At 62.4% G+C, this 25486-nt stretch carries 23 protein-coding genes; 10 read left to right on the forward strand and 13 right to left on the reverse strand.

Annotated features, from left to right (window positions below):
- Positions 1-77 precede the first annotated feature (77 nt).
- The 3 genes from ACXJKE_RS10495 (at position 78) to ACXJKE_RS10505 (ending at position 3268) form a co-directional block, all read left to right on the forward strand.
- On the forward strand, positions 78-359 hold the full coding sequence (locus ACXJKE_RS10495; protein WP_457280517.1) for a hypothetical protein: 282 nt from the start codon (positions 78-80) through the stop codon (positions 357-359).
- Between the two features lie 531 nt (positions 360-890).
- On the forward strand, positions 891-2576 hold the full coding sequence (locus ACXJKE_RS10500) for a ShlB/FhaC/HecB family hemolysin secretion/activation protein (RefSeq protein ID WP_457280518.1): 1686 nt from the start codon (positions 891-893) through the stop codon (positions 2574-2576).
- 494 nt (positions 2577-3070) lie between these two features.
- Entirely contained in the window at positions 3071-3268 is a 198-nt protein-coding gene (locus ACXJKE_RS10505; RefSeq protein ID WP_457280519.1) for a hypothetical protein, read from the forward strand.
- Positions 3269-3303: 35 nt separating this feature from the next.
- Here ACXJKE_RS10505 and ACXJKE_RS10510 read toward each other — a convergent pair whose 3' ends face one another.
- The 3 genes from ACXJKE_RS10510 to ACXJKE_RS10520 all read right to left on the reverse strand — a co-directional run bounded on the left by ACXJKE_RS10510 (position 3304) and on the right by ACXJKE_RS10520 (position 5135).
- Positions 3304-3612 carry a pentapeptide MXKDX repeat protein gene (locus ACXJKE_RS10510; protein ID WP_457280520.1) on the reverse strand — a complete coding sequence of 103 codons (309 nt, stop codon included), beginning with the start codon at positions 3610-3612 and terminating at the stop codon, positions 3304-3306.
- A 92-nt stretch (positions 3613-3704) separates the two neighbouring features.
- Positions 3705-4496, reverse strand: a complete 792-nt coding sequence (locus ACXJKE_RS10515; RefSeq protein ID WP_457280521.1) for a molybdopterin-dependent oxidoreductase — start codon at positions 4494-4496, stop codon at positions 3705-3707.
- Between the two features lie 42 nt (positions 4497-4538).
- Positions 4539-5135 carry a cytochrome b/b6 domain-containing protein gene (locus ACXJKE_RS10520; RefSeq protein ID WP_457280522.1) on the reverse strand — a complete coding sequence of 199 codons (597 nt, stop codon included), beginning with the start codon at positions 5133-5135 and terminating at the stop codon, positions 4539-4541.
- 226 nt (positions 5136-5361) lie between these two features.
- On the opposite strand from ACXJKE_RS10520, the gene ACXJKE_RS10525 reads away from it, so the two are divergent.
- Positions 5362-5928 carry a TVP38/TMEM64 family protein gene (locus ACXJKE_RS10525; protein ID WP_457280523.1) on the forward strand — a complete coding sequence of 189 codons (567 nt, stop codon included), beginning with the start codon at positions 5362-5364 and terminating at the stop codon, positions 5926-5928.
- A gap of 2 nt (positions 5929-5930) precedes the next feature.
- Here ACXJKE_RS10525 and ACXJKE_RS10530 read toward each other — a convergent pair whose 3' ends face one another.
- The 6 genes from ACXJKE_RS10530 to ACXJKE_RS10555 all read right to left on the reverse strand — a co-directional run bounded on the left by ACXJKE_RS10530 (position 5931) and on the right by ACXJKE_RS10555 (position 10277).
- Positions 5931-6347, reverse strand: a complete 417-nt coding sequence (locus tag ACXJKE_RS10530) for a hypothetical protein (RefSeq protein WP_457280524.1) — start codon at positions 6345-6347, stop codon at positions 5931-5933.
- Positions 6348-6350: 3 nt separating this feature from the next.
- Entirely contained in the window at positions 6351-6878 is a 528-nt protein-coding gene (locus ACXJKE_RS10535) for an O-acetyl-ADP-ribose deacetylase (protein ID WP_457280525.1), read from the reverse strand.
- A gap of 69 nt (positions 6879-6947) precedes the next feature.
- Positions 6948-7679, reverse strand: coding sequence for an amino acid ABC transporter ATP-binding protein (locus tag ACXJKE_RS10540; protein ID WP_457280526.1), 732 nt, complete (start codon positions 7677-7679; stop codon positions 6948-6950).
- Positions 7657-8424: an amino acid ABC transporter permease gene (locus ACXJKE_RS10545; RefSeq protein ID WP_457280527.1), complete on the reverse strand. Its 768-nt coding sequence runs from the start codon at positions 8422-8424 to the stop codon at positions 7657-7659. Before ACXJKE_RS10545 ends, ACXJKE_RS10540 begins: the two co-directional genes overlap by 23 nt.
- 18 nt (positions 8425-8442) lie before the next feature.
- Positions 8443-9210, reverse strand: a complete 768-nt coding sequence (locus tag ACXJKE_RS10550) for a basic amino acid ABC transporter substrate-binding protein (RefSeq protein WP_457280528.1) — start codon at positions 9208-9210, stop codon at positions 8443-8445.
- A gap of 176 nt (positions 9211-9386) precedes the next feature.
- Positions 9387-10277, reverse strand: a complete 891-nt coding sequence (locus tag ACXJKE_RS10555; protein WP_457280529.1) for a dienelactone hydrolase family protein — start codon at positions 10275-10277, stop codon at positions 9387-9389.
- A 313-nt stretch (positions 10278-10590) separates the two neighbouring features.
- Here ACXJKE_RS10555 and ACXJKE_RS10560 point away from each other — a divergent pair, with 313 nt between their 5' ends.
- From ACXJKE_RS10560 to ACXJKE_RS10575, 4 genes are all read left to right on the forward strand, one after another.
- The gene (locus ACXJKE_RS10560; RefSeq protein ID WP_457280530.1) at positions 10591-11397 is read left to right on the forward strand and encodes a DUF2726 domain-containing protein; all 807 of its coding nucleotides are present in this window, start codon (positions 10591-10593) and stop codon (positions 11395-11397) included.
- Between the two features lie 68 nt (positions 11398-11465).
- Complete coding sequence (locus ACXJKE_RS10565) at positions 11466-11753, forward strand: HNH endonuclease (protein WP_457280531.1); 288 nt, start codon at positions 11466-11468, stop codon at positions 11751-11753.
- 8 nt (positions 11754-11761) lie between these two features.
- On the forward strand, positions 11762-14521 hold the full coding sequence (locus tag ACXJKE_RS10570) for a 7TM diverse intracellular signaling domain-containing protein (RefSeq protein ID WP_457280532.1): 2760 nt from the start codon (positions 11762-11764) through the stop codon (positions 14519-14521).
- A gap of 9 nt (positions 14522-14530) precedes the next feature.
- Positions 14531-16117, forward strand: coding sequence for an alkaline phosphatase D family protein (locus tag ACXJKE_RS10575; protein ID WP_457280533.1), 1587 nt, complete (start codon positions 14531-14533; stop codon positions 16115-16117).
- A 171-nt stretch (positions 16118-16288) separates the two neighbouring features.
- Here the strand turns inward: ACXJKE_RS10575 and ACXJKE_RS10580 are convergent, their stop codons facing one another.
- The 3 genes from ACXJKE_RS10580 to mfd all read right to left on the reverse strand — a co-directional run bounded on the left by ACXJKE_RS10580 (position 16289) and on the right by mfd (position 22468).
- A complete protein-coding gene (locus tag ACXJKE_RS10580; RefSeq protein ID WP_457280534.1) occupies positions 16289-18145 on the reverse strand; it encodes an ABC transporter ATP-binding protein in 1857 nt (618 codons plus the stop codon).
- 115 nt (positions 18146-18260) lie between these two features.
- Positions 18261-18971, reverse strand: coding sequence for a phosphoserine phosphatase SerB (serB, locus tag ACXJKE_RS10585; RefSeq protein ID WP_457280535.1), 711 nt, complete (start codon positions 18969-18971; stop codon positions 18261-18263).
- Positions 18968-22468: a transcription-repair coupling factor gene (gene mfd / locus ACXJKE_RS10590; RefSeq protein ID WP_457280536.1), complete on the reverse strand. Its 3501-nt coding sequence runs from the start codon at positions 22466-22468 to the stop codon at positions 18968-18970. Before mfd ends, serB begins: the two co-directional genes overlap by 4 nt.
- Before the next feature lie 157 nt (positions 22469-22625).
- Here mfd and ispD point away from each other — a divergent pair, with 157 nt between their 5' ends.
- Together ispD and ispF are read left to right on the forward strand one after the other, a co-directional pair.
- Positions 22626-23360: a 2-C-methyl-D-erythritol 4-phosphate cytidylyltransferase gene (ispD, locus tag ACXJKE_RS10595; RefSeq protein WP_457280537.1), complete on the forward strand. Its 735-nt coding sequence runs from the start codon at positions 22626-22628 to the stop codon at positions 23358-23360.
- A gap of 49 nt (positions 23361-23409) precedes the next feature.
- Positions 23410-23892 (forward strand): 2-C-methyl-D-erythritol 2,4-cyclodiphosphate synthase, encoded by a 483-nt coding sequence (gene ispF, locus ACXJKE_RS10600; protein WP_457280538.1) that lies wholly within the window; start codon positions 23410-23412, stop codon positions 23890-23892.
- Between the two features lie 101 nt (positions 23893-23993).
- On the opposite strand, the gene ACXJKE_RS10605 is transcribed toward ispF, so the two are convergent.
- A complete protein-coding gene (locus tag ACXJKE_RS10605) occupies positions 23994-25370 on the reverse strand; it encodes an ATP-binding protein (protein ID WP_457280539.1) in 1377 nt (458 codons plus the stop codon).
- Positions 25371-25486 lie beyond the last annotated feature (116 nt).

Here is a 25486-nt window from a genome sequence, read left to right on the forward strand (position 1 = left end):
TGGTGGGCCTGCGGTGAGACTCTGCGCAGGCAGCCTGCACGGGTGTGGTGACCTTGCTGGCCACTGGCTTGCCTTTGGTGACTGCCAGTACAGGCAGTACTACGCCCGGCACGCCAGACACAGTGCAGTACAGGATCGCGCTGCAAACCGTCTACCAAACCAGCCGCGAGACGGTCAACAGCGGCCCCGCCAGCTTCATTGAGCCCGACAACCGCGACGATGAGGCGGGCGGGAATGGCAACGGCAGTAACGGCAACAGCGGTGACAGCGGCGACGCCAGGCTGTTGAACTCGCTGGTCAGTATCGTCAGCTGCGGTTTATTGATGCCCAAAAGCGTTAGCCACGCCACTTGTGAATAAACCATTTTCATGGCTCTTCATTAGCTCAGTCGGGCTGTAGCCATTTATGGGCGGGCGCAAGCAGCTATTAAAAATGTAGCAATGACTCCGCGAAAGCCAAGTCGTCCCCCAACGATGGCAAGCTGGACGCGCGGCCTGGCCATTTCGGAGCCTGCAGGGAATCCCTGGTTGGGCTGAGCGCTTACATCAATTGGGGCGCCGTTGGGCGACGTTGGGCGACGGATTAGGGTGGGCCTCATAGCGCATTTGTGCTACAGGCAAAACCGGCAGATATAGTTACGATTGGTTTCATGTCCCTAAAAATGGGGACATACAGGATGAGCTGTCTCTGCGACATTGCCGGAGCGGTCACGCTGGACGTACTGCATCCGCAGTATGGCTGCATGAGAGTCGGGTACACACAATTGCAGGATGTCGCCCGGGGCATCGAAGCCATGGCCCTGGGGGGGCGATGGGGTGTATGGATGGTCAGCTGCCATGAAGGAGCAGTGGCTTGTGTTGGATGAGCATTAAGAAAAGTAGAGCGAAACAATGAAACAGAATTCGTTACCCCTTTCCGCGCTGGCTTCAGCCCTGATGCTGGCCTTGCATACCGGCGCCTGGGCGCAGACTGCCCCAGCCCCCGACGCCGGCCAGGTGCTGCGCGACCTGCAGCAGGCGCCCGCCTTGCCGCCGCCACAGAGCGTTCCGCTGCAGCGCATCGAAGAGTCAGCCGACCCCAGCCAGAAAGGCGAGGCGAGGGTGCTCGTCAAATCCATCACCATCACCGGGAATCAGGAGATTCCCAGTGCGCAGCTGCAACCGCTGGTGGCCGGCCTCGTCGGCGCCGAGCGGTCGCTGAGCCAGCTGAACGCCGCCGCCCGCCGCATCACCGCCTACTACCGCAGCCAGGGGTTTGCCGTGGCCCGCGCTTATTTGCCCGCGCAGGACATCACCGATGGCGCTGTCACCATCAGCGTGATTGAAGGGCGCATTTCCAGCCACAAGATCAACAACCAGTCGCTGCTGAGTGACGAACGCGCGCAGGCCTACCTGGGCCAGGTCAAGGACGGCGACGTCATCAAGTCCGACCAGATTGACCGCGGCCTGCTGCTCTTGCAGGACACCCCCGGCGTCAGCAACTCGCGCGCCACGCTGCAGCCCGGCGCCAGCGTGGGTACGTCCGAGCTGCTGATTGAGGTCAACCCCGCCAAGCCCTATAGCGGCAATGTTGTGGTCGACAACTACGGCAGCCGCTACACCGGCGAATACCGCGTGGCCGGTACGTTCAACCTCGTCAGCCCGCTGAAGATCGGTGACCAGCTCACCGTCAATGCACTGACCAGCGGCCGCAACCTCAGCTTCACGCGGCTGGCCTACCAGTTGCCTGTGGGCAGCGACGGCCTCAAGGTAGGCGCCGCGTACTTCGATACGCGCTACAAGCTGGGCCAGGAGTTTGAGACCTTGCAGGCCCATGGCACGGCCACCGCCGCCAGCGTGTTTGCCGCTTACCCCTTCATCCGCAGCCAGCTTAAAAACCTGAACGGCACCGTGTCGGTTGAAGACAAGCAGCTCAAAGACTATGTAGACGCCACCTCTACCTTCACACCCAAGAAAGTCCTGGTCACCACCTTCGGCCTTTCAGGCAACCTGCAAGACGCCCTGGGCGGCGGGGGCATCACCGGCCTGGATTTGTCGGTGGCGATGGGCAACCTGCGTATCAACTCGCCCACCGCCTTGGCCATTGACGCGGCCTCGGCCCAGTCCAACGGCAGCTACACCCGTGTTTCTTATGGCGCCAACCGTCTGCAGCGCTTTACCGACAGCACCTTCCTGGCGGTGTCGGTGACGGGCCAGCTGGCCAGCAAAAACCTGGATTCGTCCGAGAAGTTCTCCTTGGGCGGTGTCAACGGCGTGCGCGCCTATCCGCAGGGTGAGGCTGGCGGCGACGAAGGCTACCGCGGCACGGTTGAGTTGCGCCACAACGTGATGGCCAATGTGCAGGCTACCGTGTTCTATGACTGGGGCAAGGTCACCATCAACCGCAACCCTTTCGGCGCGGCGGCTTCCAACAGCCGCCAGCTGGCCGGCGCGGGCTTTGGCCTGAATGCCAGCCTGGCGGGTGTGCAGCTGCGTTCTTCGCTGGCCTGGCGCACCGACGGCGGCCTGCCGACTTCCATCCCGGCCTCATCGGCCAAACGGCCCACGCTGTGGCTGCAGGCGTCCATGGCCTTCTGAAGGGCCTGGTATCTGAGGCTTGCCGGCGGCTCTCAAATTCCCGAAGTAAATCGGGTGTTTGGCTAATAAGGACGGGCGCAAGCAGCTATCAAAAACATAGCGACTTCGAGCACTGCCTTGCGGGTTGCCGTGTAAAAGTTTTTTCGGCCTGGTGATTTGGAGCAGGGCGGTAAAGGGGCGGCACTATCGCGCGCTAGGCGCGCTGAAAAAATAGCGCGCCGAGGTTTCCAGGACGCGCAAAGCGTTTGCCCTGACATCGCTTGAGAGCTGCTTAGGGGCTTGCACGTAAAACGGCCAGTTGGCAGAGGTGCGGCCCTGTTGTGGCCGGGTGAACGGAATGACTGGCGTGGCCAGGGTGACAGGGGTGAAGGGTGGCCTGGTGGGAGGGTCATGTAGAAGCTGCATGTCAGTCTCTGGGTTGGTTGTTCTATGGAAATCACTTTTGAAGAACAATGGTACTGTACATACATACAGTCTTCAACTATGATTTACCCATGGACACAAACACCCCACCCGAATGGATTGCCCGCTGCGCTGAAAGGCTGCACCAGCGATGGCACACCGTCGGGCCTGACCAGCTTGAAGAGGTCGCCGCAGTCATCTGGCAGGACGTGAACCTGCGGCGCATGGCGCCCGCTGACGCCGCGGCGCTATGGCTCAAGCCGGTTGTGCCAGCCCCAGACGGGGCATAGCGGGCCGGCCGCAAGCGGCGCAGCGCGCAGCGGCCTTACTTTTTCATTTCGTCCTTGCCCATGGCGTCCTTGGCCATGGGGTCTTTTTTCATCTTGTCTTTTTTGGCCATGGCCATCTTGTCGTCCTTCTTCATGCCGTCCTTCGCCATGGCGTCTTTACCCATGGCATCTTTCGCCATCGGGTCCTTGGCCATGGCATCTTTTTTCATCGCATCCTTCTTCATGCCGTCTTTGGCCATGGCGTCTTTGCCCATGGCGTCCTTTTTCATCGCGTCTTGCGCCATGGCGCTGCCGCCGGCGAAGAGCATGCAGGCAGACAGGAGGGTTGCAGTCAATTTGTTCATGGTGTTGTCCTTGAGTGGTAGTGAATGAATGGATTGTTGAAAAAAGGCAATCGTTAAATGATTGCCCGCGTTGCAGGGTCTCTGAGCGGCGCTCAGCTACCTCCGAACCAGTTGTAGCCCTGGTCTTCCCAGTAGCCTCCAGGGTAGGTGTTGGTGACAAAAATCGCCTGGATGTGTTTGGGGTTCTTGTAGCCCAGCTTGGTGGGCATGCGCAGCTTCATCGGGAAGCCGTATTTGGGTGGCAGCGGCTGCCCGTCGTAAGTCAGCGCCAGCAGGGTTTGCGGGTGCAGCGCGGTGGGCATATCGATGCTGGTGAAGTAGTCGTCGGCGCATTTGAAGCCGACGTACTTCGCGCTCAGGTCGGCGCCCACATGACGCAGGAAACTGCCGAAGTGCACGCCGCCCCATTTGCCGATCGCGCTCCAGCCTTCCACGCAGATGTGGCGGGTGACCTGGTCCACTTGTGCCATGGCGTGCAACTCGGGCAACGCCCATTTGCGCCTGTCGGACACCATGCCCGTGACTTCCAGCCGGTAGCTGCTTTCCTCGATTTCCCGGATTTCGTCCTCGCCGTAGTAGGCGTTAAAGGGGAAAGGCCGGGTGATCATGGATTCGGGGTAGGTCGGCGCCAGGCGGTTGGGGTCAAACAGCAAGCCCTGCACTTCGTCGTTGATACGCGAAATCTTGCTGAGAGCCGTGTTGACGCTTTCGCTGTCGTCCAGCATGCAGCCGGTCAGCATGGAAAGGCCACCCAGCGTGAGCGAGGTGCGTAAAAAATTGCGGCGCGCCGTGCCGAGCTTGCGGGTGTGGGCAATGCGTGCAACGGCTTCGTCCAGCACAGCGGCGCTGTCGATGTCCATACGGGGAGGGGGCTTGATGATCATGGGGAATCCTTGCGCTTTGCGGCGGTTGGGCAGTTCGGCGGGTCAGCGGCCGCGAACCATGTAGACGAGGGTGCGCGGCACCAGCGCCACCATCACCAGGTGAACCGCGACGAATGCGGCCAGCGCGGCCATGGCGAAAAAGTGAACCAGGCGCGCACCTTCGTAACCCCCCATCAGTTCGCGCAGGAGCGGAAACTGCACAGACTTCCAGAGCACCAGGCCTGAAACGACGAGCAGGACACTGTCCACCATGACAAAGAGATAGGCCAGGCGCTGTACGGTGTTGTAGTGGCTGGGGTCGGCATGGGCCAGCTTGCCCTTGAGGGCCGCCAGCAAGTCGGCGACCAGCGCCTTGGGTGAAAGCGGAAAGAATTTGTGAAAGAGCCGGCGCGTGACGATGTTGAACGCCAGGTAGAGCAGGCCATTAAAGAACAGCAGCCACATGGCCGCAAAGTGCCACTGCAGCGCGCCGCCCAGCCAGCCGCCCAGCGTGAGGTCTTTGGGAATGCTGAAGCCCAGGAAGGCAGTGGCGTTGTAGATGCGCCAGCCGCTCATCATCAGCACGACCACGGCCAATGCGTTGAGCCAGTGCATGGCGCGCAACCAGCCAGGGTGGATGATCTGACGGGACGTGTTCATGAAATGCTCCTCTTGTGCTGGCCGCAACGCCCGGTTTTCCAGTGGATTACCGGGATTTCCGCCGCAGTCTTGCTGCGTGTTGCTGTTTGGTCGGGCCGGGCACGCACTTCTTACACGCTGATGGCATTTATTTGCAAAAAAGGGCCCCGGGCTGGCTGGATGGCCTTGGGTTGGCTGGCGCCTAAAATCGGCCGGTGTCCCTGCCCAAACCCGCAATAGAGCCAAGATGCACCGCTACAAAAGACTGATCGCCGTGGTCGCGTTTCTGGGCCTGCTGCTGGCGGTGTTCCAGCTTTCCGGTTTGCGCGACAACTTCAGTCTGGTCTTCCTGCACCAGAAATTCCTGGACAACGAAGTCAGCGGCTTGCTGATTTTTATCGCGCTGTTTGCGCTGGGCAACCTGATTCAGATCCCCGGCTGGATTTTTCTGGCCGCGGCTGTGCTGGCGCTCGGCGAGATGTGGGGTGGCCTGGCAACTTACCTCGCAGCCGTGATCTCATGCGCCTTCACCTTCTGGCTGATTCGCCTGATGGGCGGGGACGCTTTGCGGCAGATCAAGGGTCGGTGGGCTCAACGCACGCTGGCTCAGCTGGACGCGAGGCCGGTGGCGAGCATCGTGGTGCTGCGCACGCTGCTGCAGACCGTACCGGCGCTGAACTATGCGCTGGCAATGTCAGGCGTGAAGTTTCGTGACTACCTGGTGGGCACCCTGCTGGGCCTGCCGCTGCCGATTGCGCTGTACTGCGTGTTTTTTGATTACCTGGCGCGGGTGTTGAAGGTGCCGGGGTACTGAACCTAAACGGCGTTGCCTGCCATGCGGGAAAAGAAGGGCAGCGCAATCGCTGCCGCAAGAGAGAAGAAAAAAACCAGCCCATAGGTCATCAGGGCGAGCAAGGCTCCGCCTTTCAATTCAAGGGGTGCACCCGCCCTTGTTCTGGCTCGCGAGCCGAGCCACCATGCACCCAGACCCAGTTGTGCCGCCAGTCCGGTGGCCAGGTCCACAAGGGATTGGCGTATGGGGTCCGAGCCGGCGCCCAGCGACCTGACAACAGCACCGACGGCGAACAGAACCATGAACAGGACAACACCGAAAATGAATGCGTGTTTCCAGCTCAGTTGCGTACGGCGATAAAGCCAGGCCGCCAGTTTGACGCAGACAACATACGAAAAAATGGTGAATGCAATCGGGACAAGGCCGGGAAGTTCTGGCATGCGTCAATCTCCGCAGTCAAGGGCCTTGCCCAGCACATGCTGGTAGACCGCCAGGTCTTGCGCCGAAAAGCAGCAGAACACCACTTCCGTCAAGGAAGAGGGTTGCTGCAGAGCCTGGCGCACGCTGGCCACTGCGACCTGGGCAGCCAACTCAATCGGGTAGCCGTAAATGCCGGTGCTGATGCTGGGGAAGGCCATCGACGTGACGCCTTTGGCTGCCGCGATTTCCATGGCGCGCCTGTAGCAGGAGGCCAGCAACTCAGGCTCGCCGTTGCCGCCACCGCGCCAGACCGGACCCACCGTGTGGATGATGAACTTCGCCGGGAGCCGGTAGCCTTTGGTGGCTTTGGCCTCGCCGGTTTTACAGCCGCCCAGCAGGCGGCATTCATGGACCAGTTCAGGCCCTGCAGCGCGATGAATGGCACCGTCGACACCGCCGCCGCCCAGCAGCGATGAATTGGCAGCGTTGACGATGGCGTCAAGCTGCAGTTTCGTGATGTCGGCCTGGACGGCCCGGAGGGTTGCAGGCATGGCGACCTCTCTGGATGGCTGAACCTTGCTGGGAGAAACGCGTGCCCGCAGGAGCGGGCGCGCGCTGTCTCACAACACCTTGCTCAAAAAGCGCTTGGTACGCTCTTCCTTGGGGTTGTCAAAGATCTCCGCCGGTGAGCCCTCTTCGATCACCAGGCCTTCGTCGATGAACATCACGCGGTCGGCCACCTGGCGGGCAAAACCCATTTCGTGGGTGACGACCACCATGGTCATGCCTTCTTCGGCCAGGGCCTGCATCACGGCCAGCACTTCGCCGACCATTTCGGGGTCGAGCGCAGAGGTGGGTTCGTCAAACAGCATGATGCGCGGCTGCATCGCCAGCGCACGGGCAATTGCCACGCGCTGCTGCTGCCCGCCCGAAAGCTGGTTGGGGTAGGCGTCGATCTTTTCGAGCAGCCCGACCTTGACCAGCAACTCACTGGCGCGGTTGCGTGCCTCAAGTGCCGTCAGCTTGCGCACCTTGGTGGGCGCCAGCGTGATGTTTTCCAGCACGGTTTTGTGCGGAAACAGGTTGAAGCGCTGGAACACCATGCCGATTTCCGAGCGCAGGGCATCGACGTCGGTTTTGGGTTCATGTACGGACACGCCGTGCACCAGCACCTCGCCACCGCTGGCGTCTTCCAGCCCGTTCAGGCAGCGCAAAAAAGTGCTTTTGCCCGAGCCGGAAGGGCCGATGACGCAGACGACTTCGGTGGCCTTGATGGCGCAGTCGATGCCGCGCAATACCGGCGTGTGGCCAAACTGCTTGGTCAGCCGCTTAACGCGAATCACCTCGTCCATAACGAGCCTCCAGTTTTTTGACAAGGTAAGCCAGGCCCAGCGTCAGCACCCAGTACATGAGGGAGATGGTGAGGTAGGGCTCCCAGTAGCGTGAATAGGCGCCGGCGACGGTGCGCGCGGCGTAGGCCAGTTCGGCCAGACCAATCGCCGAGATCAGCGACGAGTCTTTCAGCAGCGAGATCGCGTTGTTGCCCAGCGGCGGCAGCATGCGGCGAAAAGCCTGCGGCAGCACGACGTGGTACATGGTGCGCGGAAAAGACATGCCCAGCGAACGCGAGGCTTCGACCTGGCCCTTGTCGATGGACTGGATGCCGGCGCGGAAGATCTCGGAAATGTAGGCGCCGGCATTGAGCGTGAGCGCCACGATACCGGACAGGAAGGCGCCGTAGTTCTGCTTGATGTCGCGCGCTGTCTCGCCCGAGATGATCAGGCCGTCAGTCGGGTTGATGAACAGCGGCAGCACTGCGAAGTGGATCAGCAGGATCTGCACGAACAACGGCGTGCCGCGGAAAAAGCTGACGTAGACGGTAGAGGGCCAGCGCAGGGCGTATTTGCAGATCGCGCGCGCGGGCGAGTGGCGCGATTCGGCCACGCGCGCCATGCCGACCGCCAGGCCCAGCAAGGTGCCCTGCACGATGCAGATCAGTGTCACCATGATGGTCATCTGCAGGCCGCGCCAGAACAGCACGCTGTACTCGGCAATGATGTCGGCCCGGAACCAGCCGAACCAGAGGACGTGTTCCATAAGGAGGTGTCCTGATGTTTACTGGGCGGGCAACGCGGGAGCGTCGGCCTGGAACCATTTCTTGTAGATGGCGGCGTAGCTGCCGTCGGCCTTGACGGCGGCCAGGCCTGCGTTGAGTTTGTCCTGCAGCGCCTTGTTGCCCTGTTTCACGACGATGCCGAAGTATTCCTTGGGAAAGCTCGCGTCGCTGACGGTCTTGAGCTGTTTGTGTTCCTGGGCGCGAAAGGCGATCACCCCGTTGTCGCCGATGGCGGCGTCCAGGCCGTTGTTGGCCAGCTCGGAGATCACGACCGGGGTGCTTTCAAAGCGGCGGATGTCGGGGTTGGTCTTGCCGAATTCGCGCGAAGCCATGTCGTCGCCGGTGCTGCCGGTGACCACGCCGATTTTTTTGCCGGCAAGGTCTTTCAGGCTCTTGGCCGTGCTGTTGCTGTGCACGGCGATCAACTGGCGGGCTTCGAAGTAGGGGGCGGTGAAGTCGTAGGACTGCTTGCGCTTGTCGTTGATGGTGACGCCCGAGATGACCAGGTCCACATCGCCGTTGTTGAGGGCCGCGAAGATGCCGGTCCAGGGGGTGTTGACGATCTTGATCTGCAGGCCGGATTTCTGGGCGATGGCTTTGATCATGTCTACGTCATAGCCGACAATTTCCTTGGTCGGGCTTTCATAGGCAAACGGACGGTAGGTGGCGCTGGAGCCGACGACCAGCTCCCTGTTTTGGGCCTGGGCTGCGCCCAGCGCACAGGTAAGCAAGCCGGCTGTCGCGGCAATTTTTTGCAGAATGTTCATGGTTGTGTCCAGAGGATCTGAGTGAGGGAAACGCTCGCCGGCTCGCGGAGAGGCCGAAAAGCGAAAGTAGCCAATGGTAACGCGTGCAAAAGCCGTGCCTGGCGCGTTCCGGGCAGGGTTTTCGCGGGGGACGATGCAGGGATGGGCGGGCGCGGGCCCGCGATGCCTGACCGGTTCTAGGCCCTGAGCTGTTTGTTAAAAAACGCCAGGGTGCGCTCCCACGCCAGCTTGGCCGCGGCGGCGTCATAACGCGGCGTGGTGTCGTTGTTGAAGCCGTGTTGCGTGCCCGGGTACTGGTAGGCGGTGTAATTCGCACCTGCCGCCTTGAGTGCCGCCTCGTAGGCAGGCCATGCGGCATTGATGCGCTCATCCACCGCAGCGAAATGGATCAGCAGCGGCGTCTTGACCTTGGCGGCATCTTCCGCTGCCGGCAGGTTTCCGTAGAAGGGAACGGCTGCGCTGAGCTCCGGCAGGCGCGTGGTGAGTGTGTGCGACATGCCGCCGCCATAGCAGAACCCGACCACACCCAGCTTGCCGGTGCAGTCGTCCCGGCTCTTGAGCCAGGTGGTGGCCGCCACGAAATCCTCCACGCACTTTCGCTGGTCCAGTTTGGCGAACAACTCGCGCGCCTTGTCTTCGTCGCCGGGGTAGCCGCCCAGGGGGGTGAGTGCGTCGGGTGCGAAGGCGATGAAGTTGTCCAGCGCCAGCCGGCGGGTGATGTCTTCAATATGCGGGTTGAGGCCGCGGTTTTCATGAATGACAAGCACGCCGGGCAGTTTGCCGGTGGCATTGGCAGGCCTGGCCAGATAGCCTTTGACTGTGCCTGAGCCGGCGGACGACGGATAGCTGACCATGTCGGTCTTGATGCGTTTGTCATCCCGGGCAATTTGCTGCCCCGCGGCAAAATCGGGGCTGAGGGCGGCCAGCAGGGCTGTTGCGGTCAGGCCGGCGGTGGCGAATTTCTGGGCGCGCTCCAGGAACCCGCGCCTGTCAATGGTGCCGTGGACATAGGCATCAAACAGAATCAGCAGTTCCTGGTCAAAATCCTGGGCGGTCTTGCGTGGCATGTTGGGCTCCTGCAAAAAATCGAGCATACCGATTCGTGGCCTGCGTGGCAAAGGTCATCGTCAACCCGCAGGGCCGCAGTGTTTTGCGGCGCCATCCGGATGCTATGAAAAATATAGCTGCTTGCGCACGGCGGGGTTGGGCTGGAGGCTCTTTTTGTGCCTGAAACCCCTGGAAAACCGGCAAAACCTGTTTTAATAACGCACCGGGACGCTGGCCTGAATTGACAGGGCGTCCGTTCTGTGACTCACTGGGGTCGCTGTTCGCACTGCCTGGCTTCGGCGGCATCCCCAATCGATAGAGGAGAACTGCATCTTGAACCTGATTTCCTGGCTGATGACGTTGCTGGGCGTCGCCGTGGGCGCGCTTGCAGGTGTTTTGCTGTATGCCGCCTGGCTGCGCAAAAGCGCGAGTGCGAAGCTGCGGATACCCCACAAATGGCCGCTGCGTGCCCGCGGGGTGGTTACCAACGATGAATACGAGGTATGGAAATGGCTGCGAAGCACTTTCCACGACCACGCGGTGATGGTCAAGCTGCCGGTGCTGCGCTTTACCATTCCGCTGGAAAAAGACAAGGAAAAGGAAAAAGACAAGGAAAAAACCGAACGCCTGCTTGAGCTGCTCAATGGCGTCTACACGACTTTCACCATCTGCACCCTGGATGGCAAAGTTGTCGGTTGCGTGGATTTGCGCGGCAAGCGTGATGTGAGCAAGGCCACCCGCCAGCTCAAGGAGACACTGCTGTCGGATTGCGGCATTGCCTACACCTCCATCAAGGCCGGCCGTCCGCCCACGGTCAGCGCCATGCGTGCCGCCTTCCTGGGGGAAATTCCGGAGGAGCTGGTGCAGGAGCACCAGGAAACCCGCGGCGGCGACAGCAGTTTCCACGCCGACCTGGAATCTTTCACCCGGGAACGTGTCAAGGCCGCCAAGGACGCCGCGCTCAAGGAACTCAACAAGGACAACCAGCCAGAAGTCTCGCGGGCCGCGGCTACGAGTAACGTCGGCTTCAATCCCGACGGTACGGGGGGCATTCGCATAGACAAGAACAATCGTTTCGCCACGCAGTGGGAAGATTCCTTTACTCAACCCGCCGATGCGCGGCCGGCCAGGATCGAATAAGGCGTGATCATGAGCGGGTCCAAGGCCGAGGCGTCTGCCCATGGCGGCCGCCAGATGAAAACTCTGCCGTGAGCAGGCTGGGGCTTACCCGGGACAAAATCTATAAAACCGTGGCGCGGCAGCTCCACGGAATAGTTCCGTGCTGGGTGTGCGGCGAACATGTCACGCCCCAGGCCGCCACCCTGGAGCACATCCTGCCCCTGAGCGAAGGGGGCAACAGCCATGCAGAAAACCTGGCGATCAGCCATGAAGTCTGCAACGGCCAGCGGCACGCTGCAGGTGCCGTTCCGGCTTCTGCCGTCTCGCCGGGGCAGGTCCAAAGGCGCAAGTCCCCGCTTCTTGCCGCCAATCCATGACATCTTGCTTGCGGTACCTGTTTCGGTTTGTGCTTGCCTTGCTGCTGGTGGGTGCCGGGCCATTGGTTTGGGCGCAGCCGCAGGAGCCCGTGCAGGAGCGCACCGAAGCGGGTGAGATCACCATCGGCGGCGACGACAGATATGTACTGTCGCAGTCGTTTACCTACCTTGAAGACGCCGGCGGCGAGCTGACACTGGCCGACCTTTTGAAACCGGATGCCCAGGCGCGCTTTCAGCCGGTGCCGCAAACCGGCTCGGCCACCAATTTTGGTTTGACCAGCTCGGCCATCTGGCTGCGTGTGAACCTGCGGACCGAACGCAGCACACCCGCAGACTGGATGCTGGAGCTGGCCTATCCGCCGCTGGACCGGCTGGAGCTGTATTCACCGGACGGCAAGGGCGGCTTTGTGTGGCAGGTGGGCGGTGACCTGTTGCCTTTTGCAGATCGGGCCGTGGTGCACCGCAACCACGTGATGCCGGTGCGTCTCAAGCCCGGTGCCGTCAATACGCTCTACCTTCGGGTGACGTCGGACGGCACGGTGTCTGCGCCCGTTCGTCTCTGGCAGCCCGCGGCGCTGTGGCGGCACGACCAGGCTGAGTACGCCACGATCAGCCTCTACTTTGGGTTGCTGGTCGGGCTCTTTTTCTACAACCTGCTGCTGTTTTTCTCGGTGCGTGACCGGGCCTACCTGATCTATGTGGCATTTGTCGGCTGCATGGCCATCGCGCAGGCCGCGTTGACGGGTTTTGGCGCGCAATTCATCTGGCCGGGCCTTACCTGGTGGAACAGCATTTCGCCCCCTGCGGGCATGGCGGCGACCGCCTCTTTCGGCATTTTGTTTGCACGCAGCTTTCTTTCCAGTGCACTCAAGATGCCCCGCATGGACCGCTTTATAAAGGCGCTGGTGGGCGGCTGGCTGCTGACCCTGCTGGCCGCTTTTACGATGCCTTATGTGGTGTCTTCATGGATGGTGACCGTGCTGGCGGTTCTCAGTGTCACCACGCTGGTCGCGGTGGGTTTGCTGAGCGTGCGCATGGGGCATCCCGGGGCCCGGTATTTCCTGGCGGCATGGGCCCTGCTGCTGGTGGGTGTGGTGACGCTGGCGTTGCACAACACGGGTGTCCTGCCGTCGAATGTACTCACGGCCAATTCGCTGTTGATCGGGTCGGCGCTGGAAATGGTGGTGCTGTCGTTTGCGCTGGCGGACCGCATCAACGTCACCCGGCAGGAAAAAGAGCAGGCCCAGGCCCGCATCATGGCTGAGCAATCCATGGTGGAGGCCTTGAGCGTTTCCCAGGAAAACTTTCGCACCCTGCTGAAAGAGCGCGAAATGATCCTGGAAAACTCCATTGTGGGCATTGCCTTCCTGACACCGGATGGCCGCTTTCGCTGGGCCAACCAGGCCATGCTCAAGGTATTCGGTGCAGGCAGCAATCCATTGACCTCGATGGAGCCGTTTTACCTGTCGCGTGAGCAGTACCTGACGGTGGGCGGTGAAGTGGCTGCCTGCGTGAGCCGCGGTGAAAACTACGAAGGCGAGATCCAGGTCCGGCAGTTTGACGGTACGCTGATCTGGGTGTCGCTGTCGGGCAAGTCCGTAGCCGGACGCGACCTTTCGCAGGGCACGGTCTGGGTGATCATCAACATCACGCAGCGCAAGGAACTGGAGGCCAAGCTGCTGCGCACATCTTCCGAGCGCGAAGCCATTCTTAATAGCGCGCTGGTGGGCATTGTGCTGTCGGTGAACCGGCGCCACGAGTGGGTCAACGAGAAATTCGCCCAGATGATCGGCGGCCCGCGCGAAGAACTGATGGGGCAGTCTTCCAGCTATATCCATCCCGACCTTGCCACCTGGGAGCAGTTCGGCAAGGAGGCGCGTGAGACGCTGATTGCCACCGGCAGTTATATCAATGAACGCCGGCTCAGAAGGCGGGACGGACAGCTCTTCTGGGTGCAGATGGCCGGCAGCTGTGTTCAGCCCCATGACCCTGATTCAGGTGTGATCTGGGCGTTTCTTGACATCACCGAACGCAAGAAATCGGAGGAAGACACACGCGAGGCCCTTGAGCAGCAAAAGGCGCTCAATGAACTGCGCACCCGCTTCGTGGCCATGACCAGCCATGAGTTCCGTACACCGCTGTCTGGCATTCTTTCCGCCGAGGAATTGCTCAGGCATTACGGCAGCCGCTTGCCTGAGTCGGAAAAACTGGAGATTCTGGACAGCATTGCTGCCGGCGTGAAACGCATGACGGGCATGTTGGACCGCGTGCTGCTGCTGGGCAAGGCCGATGCCCAGATGCTGGAGTTTGAACCGCATCCGCTGGACCTGCACAGGCTGTGCCACCAATTGGTGGAAGAGGCGCGCACCCAGCAACCAGACAGCCTGTGCGAGTTGCGGCTGGATTATTCAGCCGGGGAGGGAGAAGGTCTGTACGACGAGAAGCTCCTGCGCCACATCTTCAGCAACCTGTTGTCCAATGCGGTCAAGTACTCGCCGCTGGGCGGTCTTGTGCGGTTCACCGTGAGCATCGATCAGGGCATGACCGTCATGGAAGTGGCGGACGAGGGCATCGGTATTCCGGAGGACGAGTTGCCGCACCTGTTCGAATCTTTTCACCGCGCCAGCAACGTGGGCACCATCCAGGGCACCGGCCTGGGCCTGGCGATTGTGCGCAACGCGGTCGACATCCACGGCGGCAGCATCGATGTGCACAGCAGCGCCGGCTCGGGAACCACCTTCATCGTGCGCCTGCCGGCCAGGCACTGAGCGATCCACATGACTCCCGTAATCCACAGGCGCCGGTTGCTTCAGTCGCTGGCGGCAGCGGGTGCTGGTTTCTACCTGCCACCCAGGGCATCGGCCCAGCAACGGCTGACAGGCAATCCTTTCACGCTGGGCGTGGCCAGCGGCTCACCCACCCATGACTCGGTGGTGCTCTGGACGCGGCTGATGCTGGACAATGATGCGGCCGTGCGCTTGCAGCCGGTGCCGGTGGCCGTGCGCTGGGAGATTGCGCACGACGATCATTTTTCGCGCATCGTGCAAGCCGGCCAGACCCATGCCGTACCCGGTCTGGCCCACTCGGTGCATGTGGAAGTGCAGGGCCTGGAAGCCGACCGCTGGTATTTCTACCGCTTTGCGGTGGGCGATGCGTTAAGCGCCACCGGCCGCACCCGCACCTTTCCGGCACCCGATGCCGCTGTGGGGCGGCTGCGGCTGGCCTATGCCTCTTGCCAACGCTGGGAACACGGCTACTACAGCGCCTACCGCCATATGCTTGCTGAAGAGCTTGATCTCGTGCTCTTCCTGGGCGACTACATCTACGAGTACCCCAACGCCGGCCAGCCGGTGCGTGTGCCCACGGGCGGTTGGGTGCTCACGCTGGACGACTACCGCCAGCGCTATGCCATGCACAAGGTTGACGCCGACCTGCAAGCGATGCATGCAGCCTGCCCCTGGCTGGTGACGTGGGATGACCACGAGGTGCAAAACGACTACGCGGGCGCCACACCCGGCAACAGCGGGCCGCCGGCGCCGGACTTTGCCGCCCGCCGCGCTGCCGCTTACCAGGCGTTTTATGAACACATGCCCGTGCGCGCTTCGGCGCTGACGCGGGCCGTGGGCGGCCTGGCAAGCGGCGCAGAAATGCGCATTTACCAGCGCGTTCCCTACGGCCGCCTGGCCTCGCTCTACATGCTGGACGCCCGCCAATACAAAGATGCGCAGGCCTGCACGCGTGACGGCAAAGCTGGCTCCGGCACACTGAACCCCGCCACTTGCGCTGCGTGGAAAGATCCGGCCCGCAGCATGCTGGGGGCGCAGCAAGAAAGCTGGCTGGACGCTGAATGGAGCCGGGCCGCCAGCAAGGAAAGCGGCTGGAACGTGGTCGGCCAGCAATCGCTTTTTGGCCAGCGGGACTTTCGCCGTGGGCCTGAGCAGGTTTTCTGGAACGACGGCTGGGACGGTTATGCAGCGGCGCGTACACGCTTCACGGATTCGCTGCGCAAGCACGCCGTGGTGAATCCGGTCATCCTGGGCGGCGATGTGCATGAAAACTGGGTTGGCCACATCAAGGCCGACTACGCGGATACTTCCAGCCCGTCCGTGGGCACCGAATTCTGCGGCACCAGTATCACGTCCCGTTCAGCCGGTAACGCGAAAATTCCGGACTACCTCGCCGAAAATCCGCATTTCGTGTTTGCGGACTCAGAACGGAAGGGCTACGGCGTGGTGGAACTGACCCCGCGCAAGCTCACTACCACCTTGCGTGTGGTGAGCGACGTGACGCGCGCCGACAGCGGTGTGCAAACACTGGCGCAGTTTGCGGTGCAGGCGGGGCGCCCGGTGATCGAGAAAGCCTGAATCCGGCATGAGTGCAGCAGGCCCCGGGTTCAGGTATTTTGAGGCTTTTTCGTAAGCAAAATCGGGCTCTAGCCCTTTCAGTGCATGCGCGAGAAGCTATTAAAACAATAGCAAACGAGTGCCCGCCCCAGATGAGTACCTGAGGCGCGGCACCCGGCGCGGCCAGCAGCGTCAAGCCGCCAGCTCTTCTTCTTCCAGGTTGTCGCTGAGGAAGCCACCGCTTTGGTGCGCCCAGAGCCGTGCATACAGGCCGCCGTTGGCCAGCAGGCTGCGGTGGTCGCCTTCTTCGACGATGCGCCCTTGGTCCAGCACGATCAGCCTGTCCATGGCGGCGATGGTTGAGAGGCGGTGGGCGATGGCGATTACCGTCTTGCCCTGCATCAAAGTGTTGAGGCTGCTCTGGATGGCGACTTCCACTTCGGAGTCGAGCGCGCTGGTGGCTTCGTCCAGCAGCAGGATGGGCGCGTCTTTCAGCATCACACGCGCAATCGCGATGCGCTGGCGCTGCCCGCCTGAAAGCTTCACGCCGCGCTCGCCCACGTGGGCGTCGTAGCCGTGGCGGCCGTGCGGGTCGGTCAGGTCGGCGATGAAGGTGTCGGCCTCGGCACGCCGCGCGGCCAGGCGCATGTCGTCGTCCGTGGCGCCGGGGCGGCTGTAGGTAATGTTTTCGCGCACCGAGCGGTGCAGTAGCGAGGTGTCTTGCGTCACCATGCCGATGTGGCTGCGCAGGCTGTCTTGCGTTACGGTGGCGATGTCCTGGCCGTCGATCAGGATGCGCCCGCCGTCGAGGTCATAAAACCGCAGCAGCAGGTTGACCAGCGTCGATTTGCCGGCGCCCGAGCGCCCGATCAGGCCTATCTTTTCGCCGGGCCTGACGGTCAACGTCAGCTGGTCGATGACCGGCTTGTTCTTGCCGTAGCTGAAATTCACGGCTTCAAAGCGGACTTCGCCGCGCGGCACGTCCAGCGCGGCCGCATCGGGCGCGTCCACGATGGTGTGCGGCCGTGAAAGCGTGTTGATGCCATCCTGCACGGTGCCCACGCTTTCAAAGAGGCTGGTGGTCTCCCACATGATCCAGTGCGACATGCCCTGCAAACGCAGCGCCATGGCAGTGGCCGCGGCCACCGCACCCGCGCCGACCTGGCCCAGGTGCCAGAGCCACAGCGAGGTGCCGGCCATGCCGAGGATCAGGCCCATGCTGAGCGTGTGGTTGACGATCTCGAACGCGCTGACAAGGCGCATCTGGGTGTAGCCGGTCTTCATGAACTCGCTCATCGCGTCGCGCGCGAAGCCGGCCTCGCGCCGGGTGTGCGAGAACAGCTTGACGGTGGTGATGTTGGTATAGGCGTCGGTGATGCGGCCCGTCATCAATGAGCGGGCGTCGGCCTGCTGCTTGCCAATGCGGCCCAGCCGCGGCACGAAATAATAGAGGCTCGCGATGTAGAGCGCCAGCCAGACCAGGAAGGGCGCCACCAGTTTCGTGTCGAAGGCGGCGGCCAGAACCGTCATGGTGGCGATGTAGACACCCATGGCCACCAGCACGTCGGCCAGCACGAAGAGCGTGTCGCGCACCGCCAGCGCGGTCTGCATGACCTTGGTGGTCAGCCGGCCGGCGAATTCGTCCTGGTAGAAGGACATGCTTTGCCCCAGCATCAGGCGGTGAAAGTTCCAGCGCAGCCGCATCGGGAAGTTGATGGCCAGCGTCTGGTGCTTCACGGTGGTCTGCAGCGCCACGGCGGCGATGCTGGCCACCACGATGAAGGCGAGCCAGCCCAGTGCGTTGCCGTGCTCGACCCACAGGTTGGCGGGCGCCGTCGCGCCCAGCCAGTCGACGATGCGGCCCAGCATGGCGAACAGCAAGGCCTCAAAAACCGCCATCACCGCCGAGAGCAGCGCCAGCTGCAGGATGTAGCCGCGCGCGCCTTCGGTGCAGGCCCACAGAAAGGCCATGAAACCCTTGGGCGGCAAGGAAGGGTCGGCGTCAGGGTAGGCGGGAAGCTGGCTTTCGAATCGTTTGAAAAAACCCATGGATGTCGTTTGTCTTTGGTTCAGGTGTCTGCTTATAAGGTGTTATGGCTGTGGGATCGTTGACTTATTTCGGAGTGATTGATGCGCCGGCTGTGATGCCGGCAACACCAGGGCTTCAGCTGAAGAGCTCCAGCATCCGGTCCAGGCCGCCCTCATTGATCGCCACCATGGCCTGCTCGCGTACGCGCGGCTTGGCGTGATAGGCCACCGAGAGGCCGGCTACGCCCATCATGGGCAGGTCGTTGGCGCCGTCGCCCATGGCGATCGCCTCAAGCGGGTTGATGCCCAGATTGCCGCAGGTCTCGAGCAGCATCTTGCGCTTCTCTTCGCCGTCGCAGATGTCACCCCAGGGCTGGTCGACCATCTTCCCGGTGAGAAAGCCGTCTTTCACCTCCAGCACGTTGGAGCGCGTGTAGTCGATGCCGAGTTCGTCACGCACGCGGTCAGTGAAGAAGGTGAAGCCGCCGCTGACCAGCAGCACCTTCATGCCAGCTTTCTTGCAGGTCTGCACCAGTTCGGCCGCGCCGGGGTTGAGTTTCAGTCGCTCGCGGTAGACCTCGTCCATGCTGGCCACGCTCACGCCCTTGAGCAGCGCCACGCGCTGGCGCAGGCTCTCTTTGTAGTCGGTGATCTCGCCGCGCATGGCGGCTTCGGTGATGGCTGCCACCTCGGCCTTGCGGCCCGCAGCGTCGGCGATTTCGTCCACACACTCGATGTTGATGAGCGTGGAATCCATGTCAAAGGCGATCAGCCTGAAATTGCTGAGCTTGAGGTCTGGCGTAGAGACGTTGACGACGAGGCCGGGGGAGATTTCAGCGGGGGTCATGCGGGCGTTGCTTCTGTGGTGGAGGGGGTTTTGGGTTGACCGAGAGAGCGCAGGATGTCGCGCACCATTTGCGCGCGGTCTTTGGGTTCGGGGAGCTCGCGCTCGATACGCAGCTTGTCGTTGCCGGCCAACTTGATGTGCCGGTTCTTCTGGATGAGGTGCATGATGGCCATCGAATCGATGGGCGGGTCTTTCTTGAAGGTGATGTTGATGCCGCCGGGCGCGGCATCGACCTTGACCACGCCATAAGGCCGGGCGATCACGCGCAGGCGGTGCACGTCGATCAGCGTCTGTGCCTGCGGCGGCAGCTTGCCGAAGCGGTCGACGATTTCCTCCAGCAGCGCGTCGATCTGGTCGGTGTTCTTCGCCGTGGCCAGTTTTTTGTAGAAAGACAGGCGCAGGTGCACGTCACCGCAATAGTCGTTGGGCAGCAGGGCCGGGGCGTGCAGGTTGATTTCGGTCGTCACGCTGAGCGGCGACAGCAGATCGGGCTCGCGCCCGGCCTTGAGTGAGGCCACGGCTTCGCTCAGCATCTCGTTGTAGAGCTGAAAGCCCACCTCGAGCATGTTGCCGCTCTGGTTTTCGCCCAGCACTTCGCCGGTGCCGCGGATTTCCAGGTCGTGCATTGCCAGGTAAAAGCCCGATCCGAGTTCCTCCATCTGCTGGATGGCTTCGAGCCGCTGGCCTGCCTGCTTGGTCAGGCCCTCGATGTCGGGAACCATCAAATAGGCATAGGCCTGGTGGTGGCTTCGGCCCACGCGACCGCGCAGCTGGTGCAGCTGTGCCAGGCCGAACTTGTCGGCGCGGCTCATCACGATGGTGTTGGCGGTCGGCACGTCGATGCCGGTTTCGATGATGGTCGAGCACAGCAGCAGGTTGTAGCGCTGGGCGATGAAGTCTTTCATCACGCGCTCCAGCTCGCGCTCGGGCATCTGGCCGTGCGCCACAGCAATGCGCGCTTCGGGCAATATCTCTTCGAGCTTTTCGCGCCGGTTCTGGATGGTCTCGACCTCGTTGTGCAGAAAGTAGACCTGACCGCCGCGTTTCAACTCGCGCAGCACGGCTTCGCGGATCACGCCGTTGTTTTCGCTGCGCACAAAGGTCTTGATGGCCAGGCGGCGCTGCGGCGCGGTGGCGATCACGCTCAGATCGCGCAGGCCTTCAAGCGCCATGCCCAGCGTGCGCGGGATCGGCGTGGCCGTCAGCGTCAGCACGTCAACCTCGGCGCGCATGGCCTTCATGGCTTCTTTGTGGCGCACGCCAAAGCGGTGCTCTTCATCGATGATCAGCAGGCCCAGGCGCTCGAACTTCACGTCCTGGCTCAGCAGCTTGTGCGTGCCGACAACGATGTCGACCGTGCCGTCGGCCAGGCCCTTGATGGCGGCGGTAATCTCTTTGCCCGAGCGGAAGCGGCTCATCTCGGCGATCTTGACCGGCCATTTGGCAAAGCGGTCCACCAGCGTCTGGTAGTGCTGCTCGGCCAGCAAGGTGGTGGGCGCCAGCAGGGCCACCTGCCGCCCGCCGGTCACGGCGATGAAGGCGGCACGCAGCGCGACCTCGGTCTTGCCGAAACCCACGTCGCCGCAGACCAGCCTGTCCATGGGCCGCGGGCTGATCATGTCCTGGATCACGGCGTGGATGGCGGCGCGCTGGTCGGCGGTCTCTTCAAAGCCGAAGTCGTTGGCGAAAGTTTCGTAGTCGCCGGGCGAATAACGGAAGGCATGGCCTTCGCGCGCGGCGCGGCGGGCGTAGATGTTGAGCAGCTCGGCGGCCGAGTCGCGAATCTGCTCGGCGGCCTTGCGTTTGGCTTTTTCCCACTGGCCGCTGCCCAGCCTGTGCAGCGGGGCCTCTTCGGCGCTGACGCCGGTGTAGCGGCTGATCAGGTGCAGCTGGCTGACGGGAACGTACAGCGTGGCGCTGTCGGCATACTCGAGGTGCAAAAACTCCTGCAGCAGCGGTGTGCCGTCGGCATTCGTGCCCTGGCCCAGGTCCATGTTGATGAGGCCGCGGTAGCGGCCTATGCCGTGTGCGCTGTGCACCACCGGGTCGCCCACGTTGAGCTCCGAGAGGTCCTTGATCAGCGCTTCGACATCGCTGACCTGTTCCTGCTTCTTGTTGCGGCGGCGCACGGTGGCGCCCGCGGCAAACAGCTCGGTCTCGGTGATGAAGTCAATGCCTTCTTCAAGCCAGCTGAAGCCCGTGTTGAGTGCCGCAGTGGCGATGCCGAGTTTTTCGTCGCTGGCCTGGAAGTCTTCGAGCGAATCAAACGTCGGCGGGCTGACACTGCTGGCGCGCAGGAAGTCCAGCAGGCTTTCGCGGCGGCCGTCGCTTTCGGCCAGCACCAGCACGCGATGGGCGGTGTTGCGCACGTGGCCTTTGAATTTGGCCAGCGGGTCTTCGGCGCCGCGCACCACGGCCATTTCGCCCAGCTTTTGAAACTGCGCGTTGTCTGCGACGTCTTCGACCGTGGCGCGTATGGCCAGCTGCGCGTAGTCGTTGGCGCGGGCGTAAAACTGCTCTGTGCCCAGGAAGAGTGACTCGGGCGGCAGCGCCGGGCGGTCGGGTGCGTCGCGCACCAGGCGGTAGCGGTCTTTGGTGTCTTGCCAGAAGCGCTGGAAGGCCGGCTCCAGGTCGCCGTGCAGCACCACGGTGGCGTTGCTGCCGAGGTAGTCGAACACCGTGGCGGTCTCTTCAAAGAAGAGCGGCAGGTAGTACTCGATACCGGCGGTGGCCACGCCGTTGCCCATGTCTTTGTAGATGCGGCTCTTGGTCGGGTCGCCGTCCAGCAGTTCGCGCCAGCGGCTGCGGAACCGGGCACGCGCCTCGTCGTCCATCGGGAACTCGCGTCCGGGCAGCAGGCGCACCTCGGGCACGGGGTAGAGGCTGCGCTGGCTGTCAGGGTCAAAGGTGCGGATGCTGTCGATCTCGTCGTCAAACAGATCGACGCGGTAAGGCACAGGGCTGCCCATGGGGAAGAGGTCAATCAAACCGCCGCGCACCGCGTATTCGCCGGGGCTGACTACTTGCGTCACGTGGCTGTAGCCCGCCAGCGTGAGCTGGGCCTTGAGCCGCGTTTCATCGAGCTTTTGTTTGACCTTGAACTGGAAGGTGTAGCCCGCCAGAAAGCTGGGCGGCGCCAGGCGATATAGCGCCGTAGTAGCGGGCACGATGACGACGTCGGCGCCAGTTTCCTTGTCGCGCTGCTGGATTCGCCACAGCGTGGCCAGGCGCTCGCTGATCAAATCCTGGTGCGGCGAGAAGGTGTCGTAGGGCAGGGTTTCCCAGTCCGGGAACAGCGCGCAGCGCAGGTCAGGTGCAAAAAACGTGATCTCGTCCATCAGGCGCTGGGCCGTGGTGGCGTCCGACGTGATGATGGCGGTGAGCTTGCCGGCGGCTTTTTCGCGGGTGCCCAGACGTGCCAGCAGCAGGGCATCGGCAGAACCGGCGGGCTGGGGCAGGGTGTAGCGTTTGCCGGTGACGAGTGAGGGTAGGTGCATTGATCGGTGCGCTGGCGAGTGTGTCGTTTCAAACAATCAGGAAAGAGGAAGGCAGGAAAGGCCAAAATCCAAACTACAAAAGCCAGACACCCCAAACCATCCGGAGTGGGGTGCCTGCATGCGTTCAAGCATCGATTTTAGAATCTATGATGAAGTTATGACGACAAGCCCTGCCAATAACCGTTCCGAACCCCGTTTTTTTGTGCTGATTCCCTGTGCGGGGCAAGGTAGCCGGGCCGGAACCCCTCAAGCCAAGCAATACCAGATGATTGACGGCATCCCTATGGTCCGCCATACCGTAGAGGCTTTTCGGGCGCTTCCAGGCACTTTCACCGGTTTGTGGGTGGTCATTTCCCCGTCGGATGACGATTTTTTGAAGGTGTTTCCCGATTTTGGCAACACGAACGAAACCCTGTCGGTTGGTGGCGGACTGACCCGTGCGGCCACGGTGCTGAACGGCCTCAAAGCGATGGTGGCGCAGCAACCCGGCGGCGCGGCCCTGACCGACTGGGTGCTGGTGCACGATGCGGCGCGCTGCCTGGTCACAGCCGGGCAGATCAATGCCCTGATCCATGAATGCCGCAATGATTCTGTGGGCGGCCTGCTGGCTCAAAAGCTGCCGGACACGCTTAAAACCGAACGGGACGGCCGCGTGGCCGCCACTGTGGACCGTAGCGACAAATGGCTGGCGCAAACGCCGCAAATGTTTCGTATCGGCGCGCTGATCGATGCGCTGGAGCGCGCCGGAGACGCTGTCACGGATGAATCCAGTGCCATGGAGGCGGCAGGGCTTTCTCCCCGGCTGGTCAGTGGGAGTGCGCAGAACTTCAAAGTGACCTATCCGGAGGATTTCGCGCTAGCGGAAGCTATCCTCGAGCGGCGCAGAAAATAGCTCATGGCTGCTACTCAATCACGCAATTCCATTCACGCAAGGCCCGACGATGACCACCTTGAACTTTCGAATCGGTGAAGGCTGGGACACCCACGCGTTGGTGCCTGGGCGCAAGCTCATCATCGGTGGTGTGGACATTCCCCATACCGTCGGCTTGCTTGGCCATTCGGACGCCGATGTGCTGTTGCACGCAATCACCGATGCGTTGCTGGGCGCTGCCGGGCTGGGCGACATCGGCTCGCATTTTCCGGACACCGACGCGCGCTTCAAGGGCGCTGATTCGACCGTCTTGCTGGCAGAGGTCGGGCGCTTGCTGGCAGAGCGCGGCCACAAGATCGGCAACATCGACAGCACGGTCGTTGCGCAGGCGCCCAAACTTGCGCCTTACATTGCGGCAATGCGGACACGCATCGCAGAAGTGCTGGCGCTGGAAGTGGGACAGGTGAACGTCAAGGCCAAGACCGCCGAAAAGCTCGGCCCGGTAGGACAGGGCCTGAGCATGGAAGCCCGGGCTGTTGTTCTGCTTTTCTAGTGCTATCGTTTTGATAGCTTCTCGCGCACGGCCTGCCTGGTCGGAGGGGTGATTCCCCTTTGAGGCCGGCTGCGGAGCCGGGCAACCGTCCGCAGGGAGAATCAGCTCCTGCGCAGCTTGATATGCGCGGCGAGCCCGCCGGAGCCTGTGTTGGCCAGGCCAAACACGCCGCCCATGCGGTGAATCGTCTTTTCGACAATCGCGAGACCCAGGCCCGCGCCAGTGGCGGCGGTGCGTGCGGCGTCTCCCCGGAAAAACGGGCGGGTGAGCTTGGACAAGGTTTCGGGCGCCACGCCCATGCCGTGATCCCGTACCTTGATCAGCACCCACTGGTCACGGCCTTTGGCCGCAATATCAACCAAGGCAATGCCGGTTTCGGGCGTCTTGCCGTAGCGCCTGGCATTTTCAAGCAGGTTTGAAATCACGCGCGACAGCTCGACCTCGTCGGCCAGCACGGCCATATCGTCCGGGATGGTGACGGTGACCCGCATGTCTTCATAGTCGGCGATGGCGTACACGGCGGCATCGACTACCGCATTGAGTGAAACCCGTTCCAGCCGCGGTGGCTCGGGCCGGGCATAGTCGAGGAATTTGTCGATGATGGCGTCCAGCTGGGTGATGTCTGCGGCCATGTGCTCGCGCGCATCCATGTCGGTGACGCTCATCTCGGTTTCCAGGCGCAGCCGGGCCAGCGGGGTGCGCAGGTCATGGGAAATCCCCGCCAGCATGATGACCCGGTCCTGCTCGATTTTGGACAGCTGCTCGGCCATGCGGTTAAAGCCGATGTTGACCTCACGGATTTCGCTGGTCGCCACTTTTTCATCGAGCAGGCTGGCATCGAAGTCGCCGTCCCGCATTCGGCTGGCCGCGAACGACAGCTGCTTGAGCGGCCGGTTGATCAGGCGTGCGATAAAGGCTGCCCCGGCCAGCGACAGCGCTGCAGCCGTGATGAGCCAGATGATCCAGGTGCTGTTGCGTGAGGGCCCGATCTTGGAGGGGTCAGTGAGCAGCCAGTACGCATCGCCGTCGATAGTAAAGCCCACCCACAGGCCCTTCTGGCCGTTGACGCTGCTGGCCACCACAGTGCCGGCACCCAGCCGTGTCTTCAGCTCTTCGGCCGTGCGTTCACCGAGTTCATCGCTTTCAAAAAGCTCGTACTTGTCCTTGGGCTCGCGCGGCGTGATGCGTACGCGCTCCTCGTCCGCCAGGGTCTTGATCAGCGATACGCGGGCGATGGAGTCGGAATAGCGGAGCGCGGCGCGGCTGAGGTTGACCAGCGAGGCCAGTTGCTGCGCACTCTGGATGGCCCGCGGCTCGGATTCGAGTGCCCGGAAGGTCTGCAGCCAGGCAACGATGGAGCCGAACAGCAGTAGCGCCAGGAAAAAGAAGGTCCGCCAGAACAGGCTGAAACCCCTGCGCGGGCGCATTTCCAGCGGGGCCGGGGCGGTTTCGAGGGGAACTGGGTTGGTAGCGTCCATAGGAGATCAGTGCATACCGCAAAGCGCGGGCGAAAAATGGACGTTAGCACGATACAGCTGGGCAGCGGCAGGCAAGCTGTTGCCGCCTGTTGCTGGCGCGCCATACAGGCCCCCAC

The sequence above is a fragment of the Polaromonas sp. P5_D5 genome, assembly GCF_054049435.1.

What these genes read in the sequence shown, in the direction of transcription:
- ACXJKE_RS10500 (WP_457280518.1), top strand. Translation starts at nt 891, where the DNA reads ATGAAACAGAATTCGTTACCCCTTTCCGCGCTGGCTTCAGCCCTGATG.
- ACXJKE_RS10505 (WP_457280519.1), top strand. Translation starts at nt 3,071, where the DNA reads ATGGACACAAACACCCCACCCGAATGGATTGCCCGCTGCGCTGAAAGG.
- ACXJKE_RS10510 (WP_457280520.1), bottom strand. Translation starts at nt 3,612, where the DNA reads ATGAACAAATTGACTGCAACCCTCCTGTCTGCCTGCATGCTCTTCGCC.
- ACXJKE_RS10515 (WP_457280521.1), bottom strand. Translation starts at nt 4,496, where the DNA reads ATGATCATCAAGCCCCCTCCCCGTATGGACATCGACAGCGCCGCTGTG.
- ACXJKE_RS10520 (WP_457280522.1), bottom strand. Translation starts at nt 5,135, where the DNA reads ATGAACACGTCCCGTCAGATCATCCACCCTGGCTGGTTGCGCGCCATG.
- ACXJKE_RS10525 (WP_457280523.1), top strand. Translation starts at nt 5,362, where the DNA reads ATGCACCGCTACAAAAGACTGATCGCCGTGGTCGCGTTTCTGGGCCTG.
- ACXJKE_RS10530 (WP_457280524.1), bottom strand. Translation starts at nt 6,347, where the DNA reads ATGCCAGAACTTCCCGGCCTTGTCCCGATTGCATTCACCATTTTTTCG.
- ACXJKE_RS10535 (WP_457280525.1), bottom strand. Translation starts at nt 6,878, where the DNA reads ATGCCTGCAACCCTCCGGGCCGTCCAGGCCGACATCACGAAACTGCAG.
- ACXJKE_RS10540 (WP_457280526.1), bottom strand. Translation starts at nt 7,679, where the DNA reads ATGGACGAGGTGATTCGCGTTAAGCGGCTGACCAAGCAGTTTGGCCAC.
- ACXJKE_RS10545 (WP_457280527.1), bottom strand. Translation starts at nt 8,424, where the DNA reads ATGGAACACGTCCTCTGGTTCGGCTGGTTCCGGGCCGACATCATTGCC.
- ACXJKE_RS10550 (WP_457280528.1), bottom strand. Translation starts at nt 9,210, where the DNA reads ATGAACATTCTGCAAAAAATTGCCGCGACAGCCGGCTTGCTTACCTGT.
- ACXJKE_RS10555 (WP_457280529.1), bottom strand. Translation starts at nt 10,277, where the DNA reads ATGCCACGCAAGACCGCCCAGGATTTTGACCAGGAACTGCTGATTCTG.
- ACXJKE_RS10575 (WP_457280533.1), top strand. Translation starts at nt 14,531, where the DNA reads ATGACTCCCGTAATCCACAGGCGCCGGTTGCTTCAGTCGCTGGCGGCA.
- ACXJKE_RS10580 (WP_457280534.1), bottom strand. Translation starts at nt 18,145, where the DNA reads ATGGGTTTTTTCAAACGATTCGAAAGCCAGCTTCCCGCCTACCCTGAC.
- serB (WP_457280535.1), bottom strand. Translation starts at nt 18,971, where the DNA reads ATGACCCCCGCTGAAATCTCCCCCGGCCTCGTCGTCAACGTCTCTACG.
- mfd (WP_457280536.1), bottom strand. Translation starts at nt 22,468, where the DNA reads ATGCACCTACCCTCACTCGTCACCGGCAAACGCTACACCCTGCCCCAG.
- ispD (WP_457280537.1), top strand. Translation starts at nt 22,626, where the DNA reads ATGACGACAAGCCCTGCCAATAACCGTTCCGAACCCCGTTTTTTTGTG.
- ispF (WP_457280538.1), top strand. Translation starts at nt 23,410, where the DNA reads ATGACCACCTTGAACTTTCGAATCGGTGAAGGCTGGGACACCCACGCG.
- ACXJKE_RS10605 (WP_457280539.1), bottom strand. Translation starts at nt 25,370, where the DNA reads ATGGACGCTACCAACCCAGTTCCCCTCGAAACCGCCCCGGCCCCGCTG.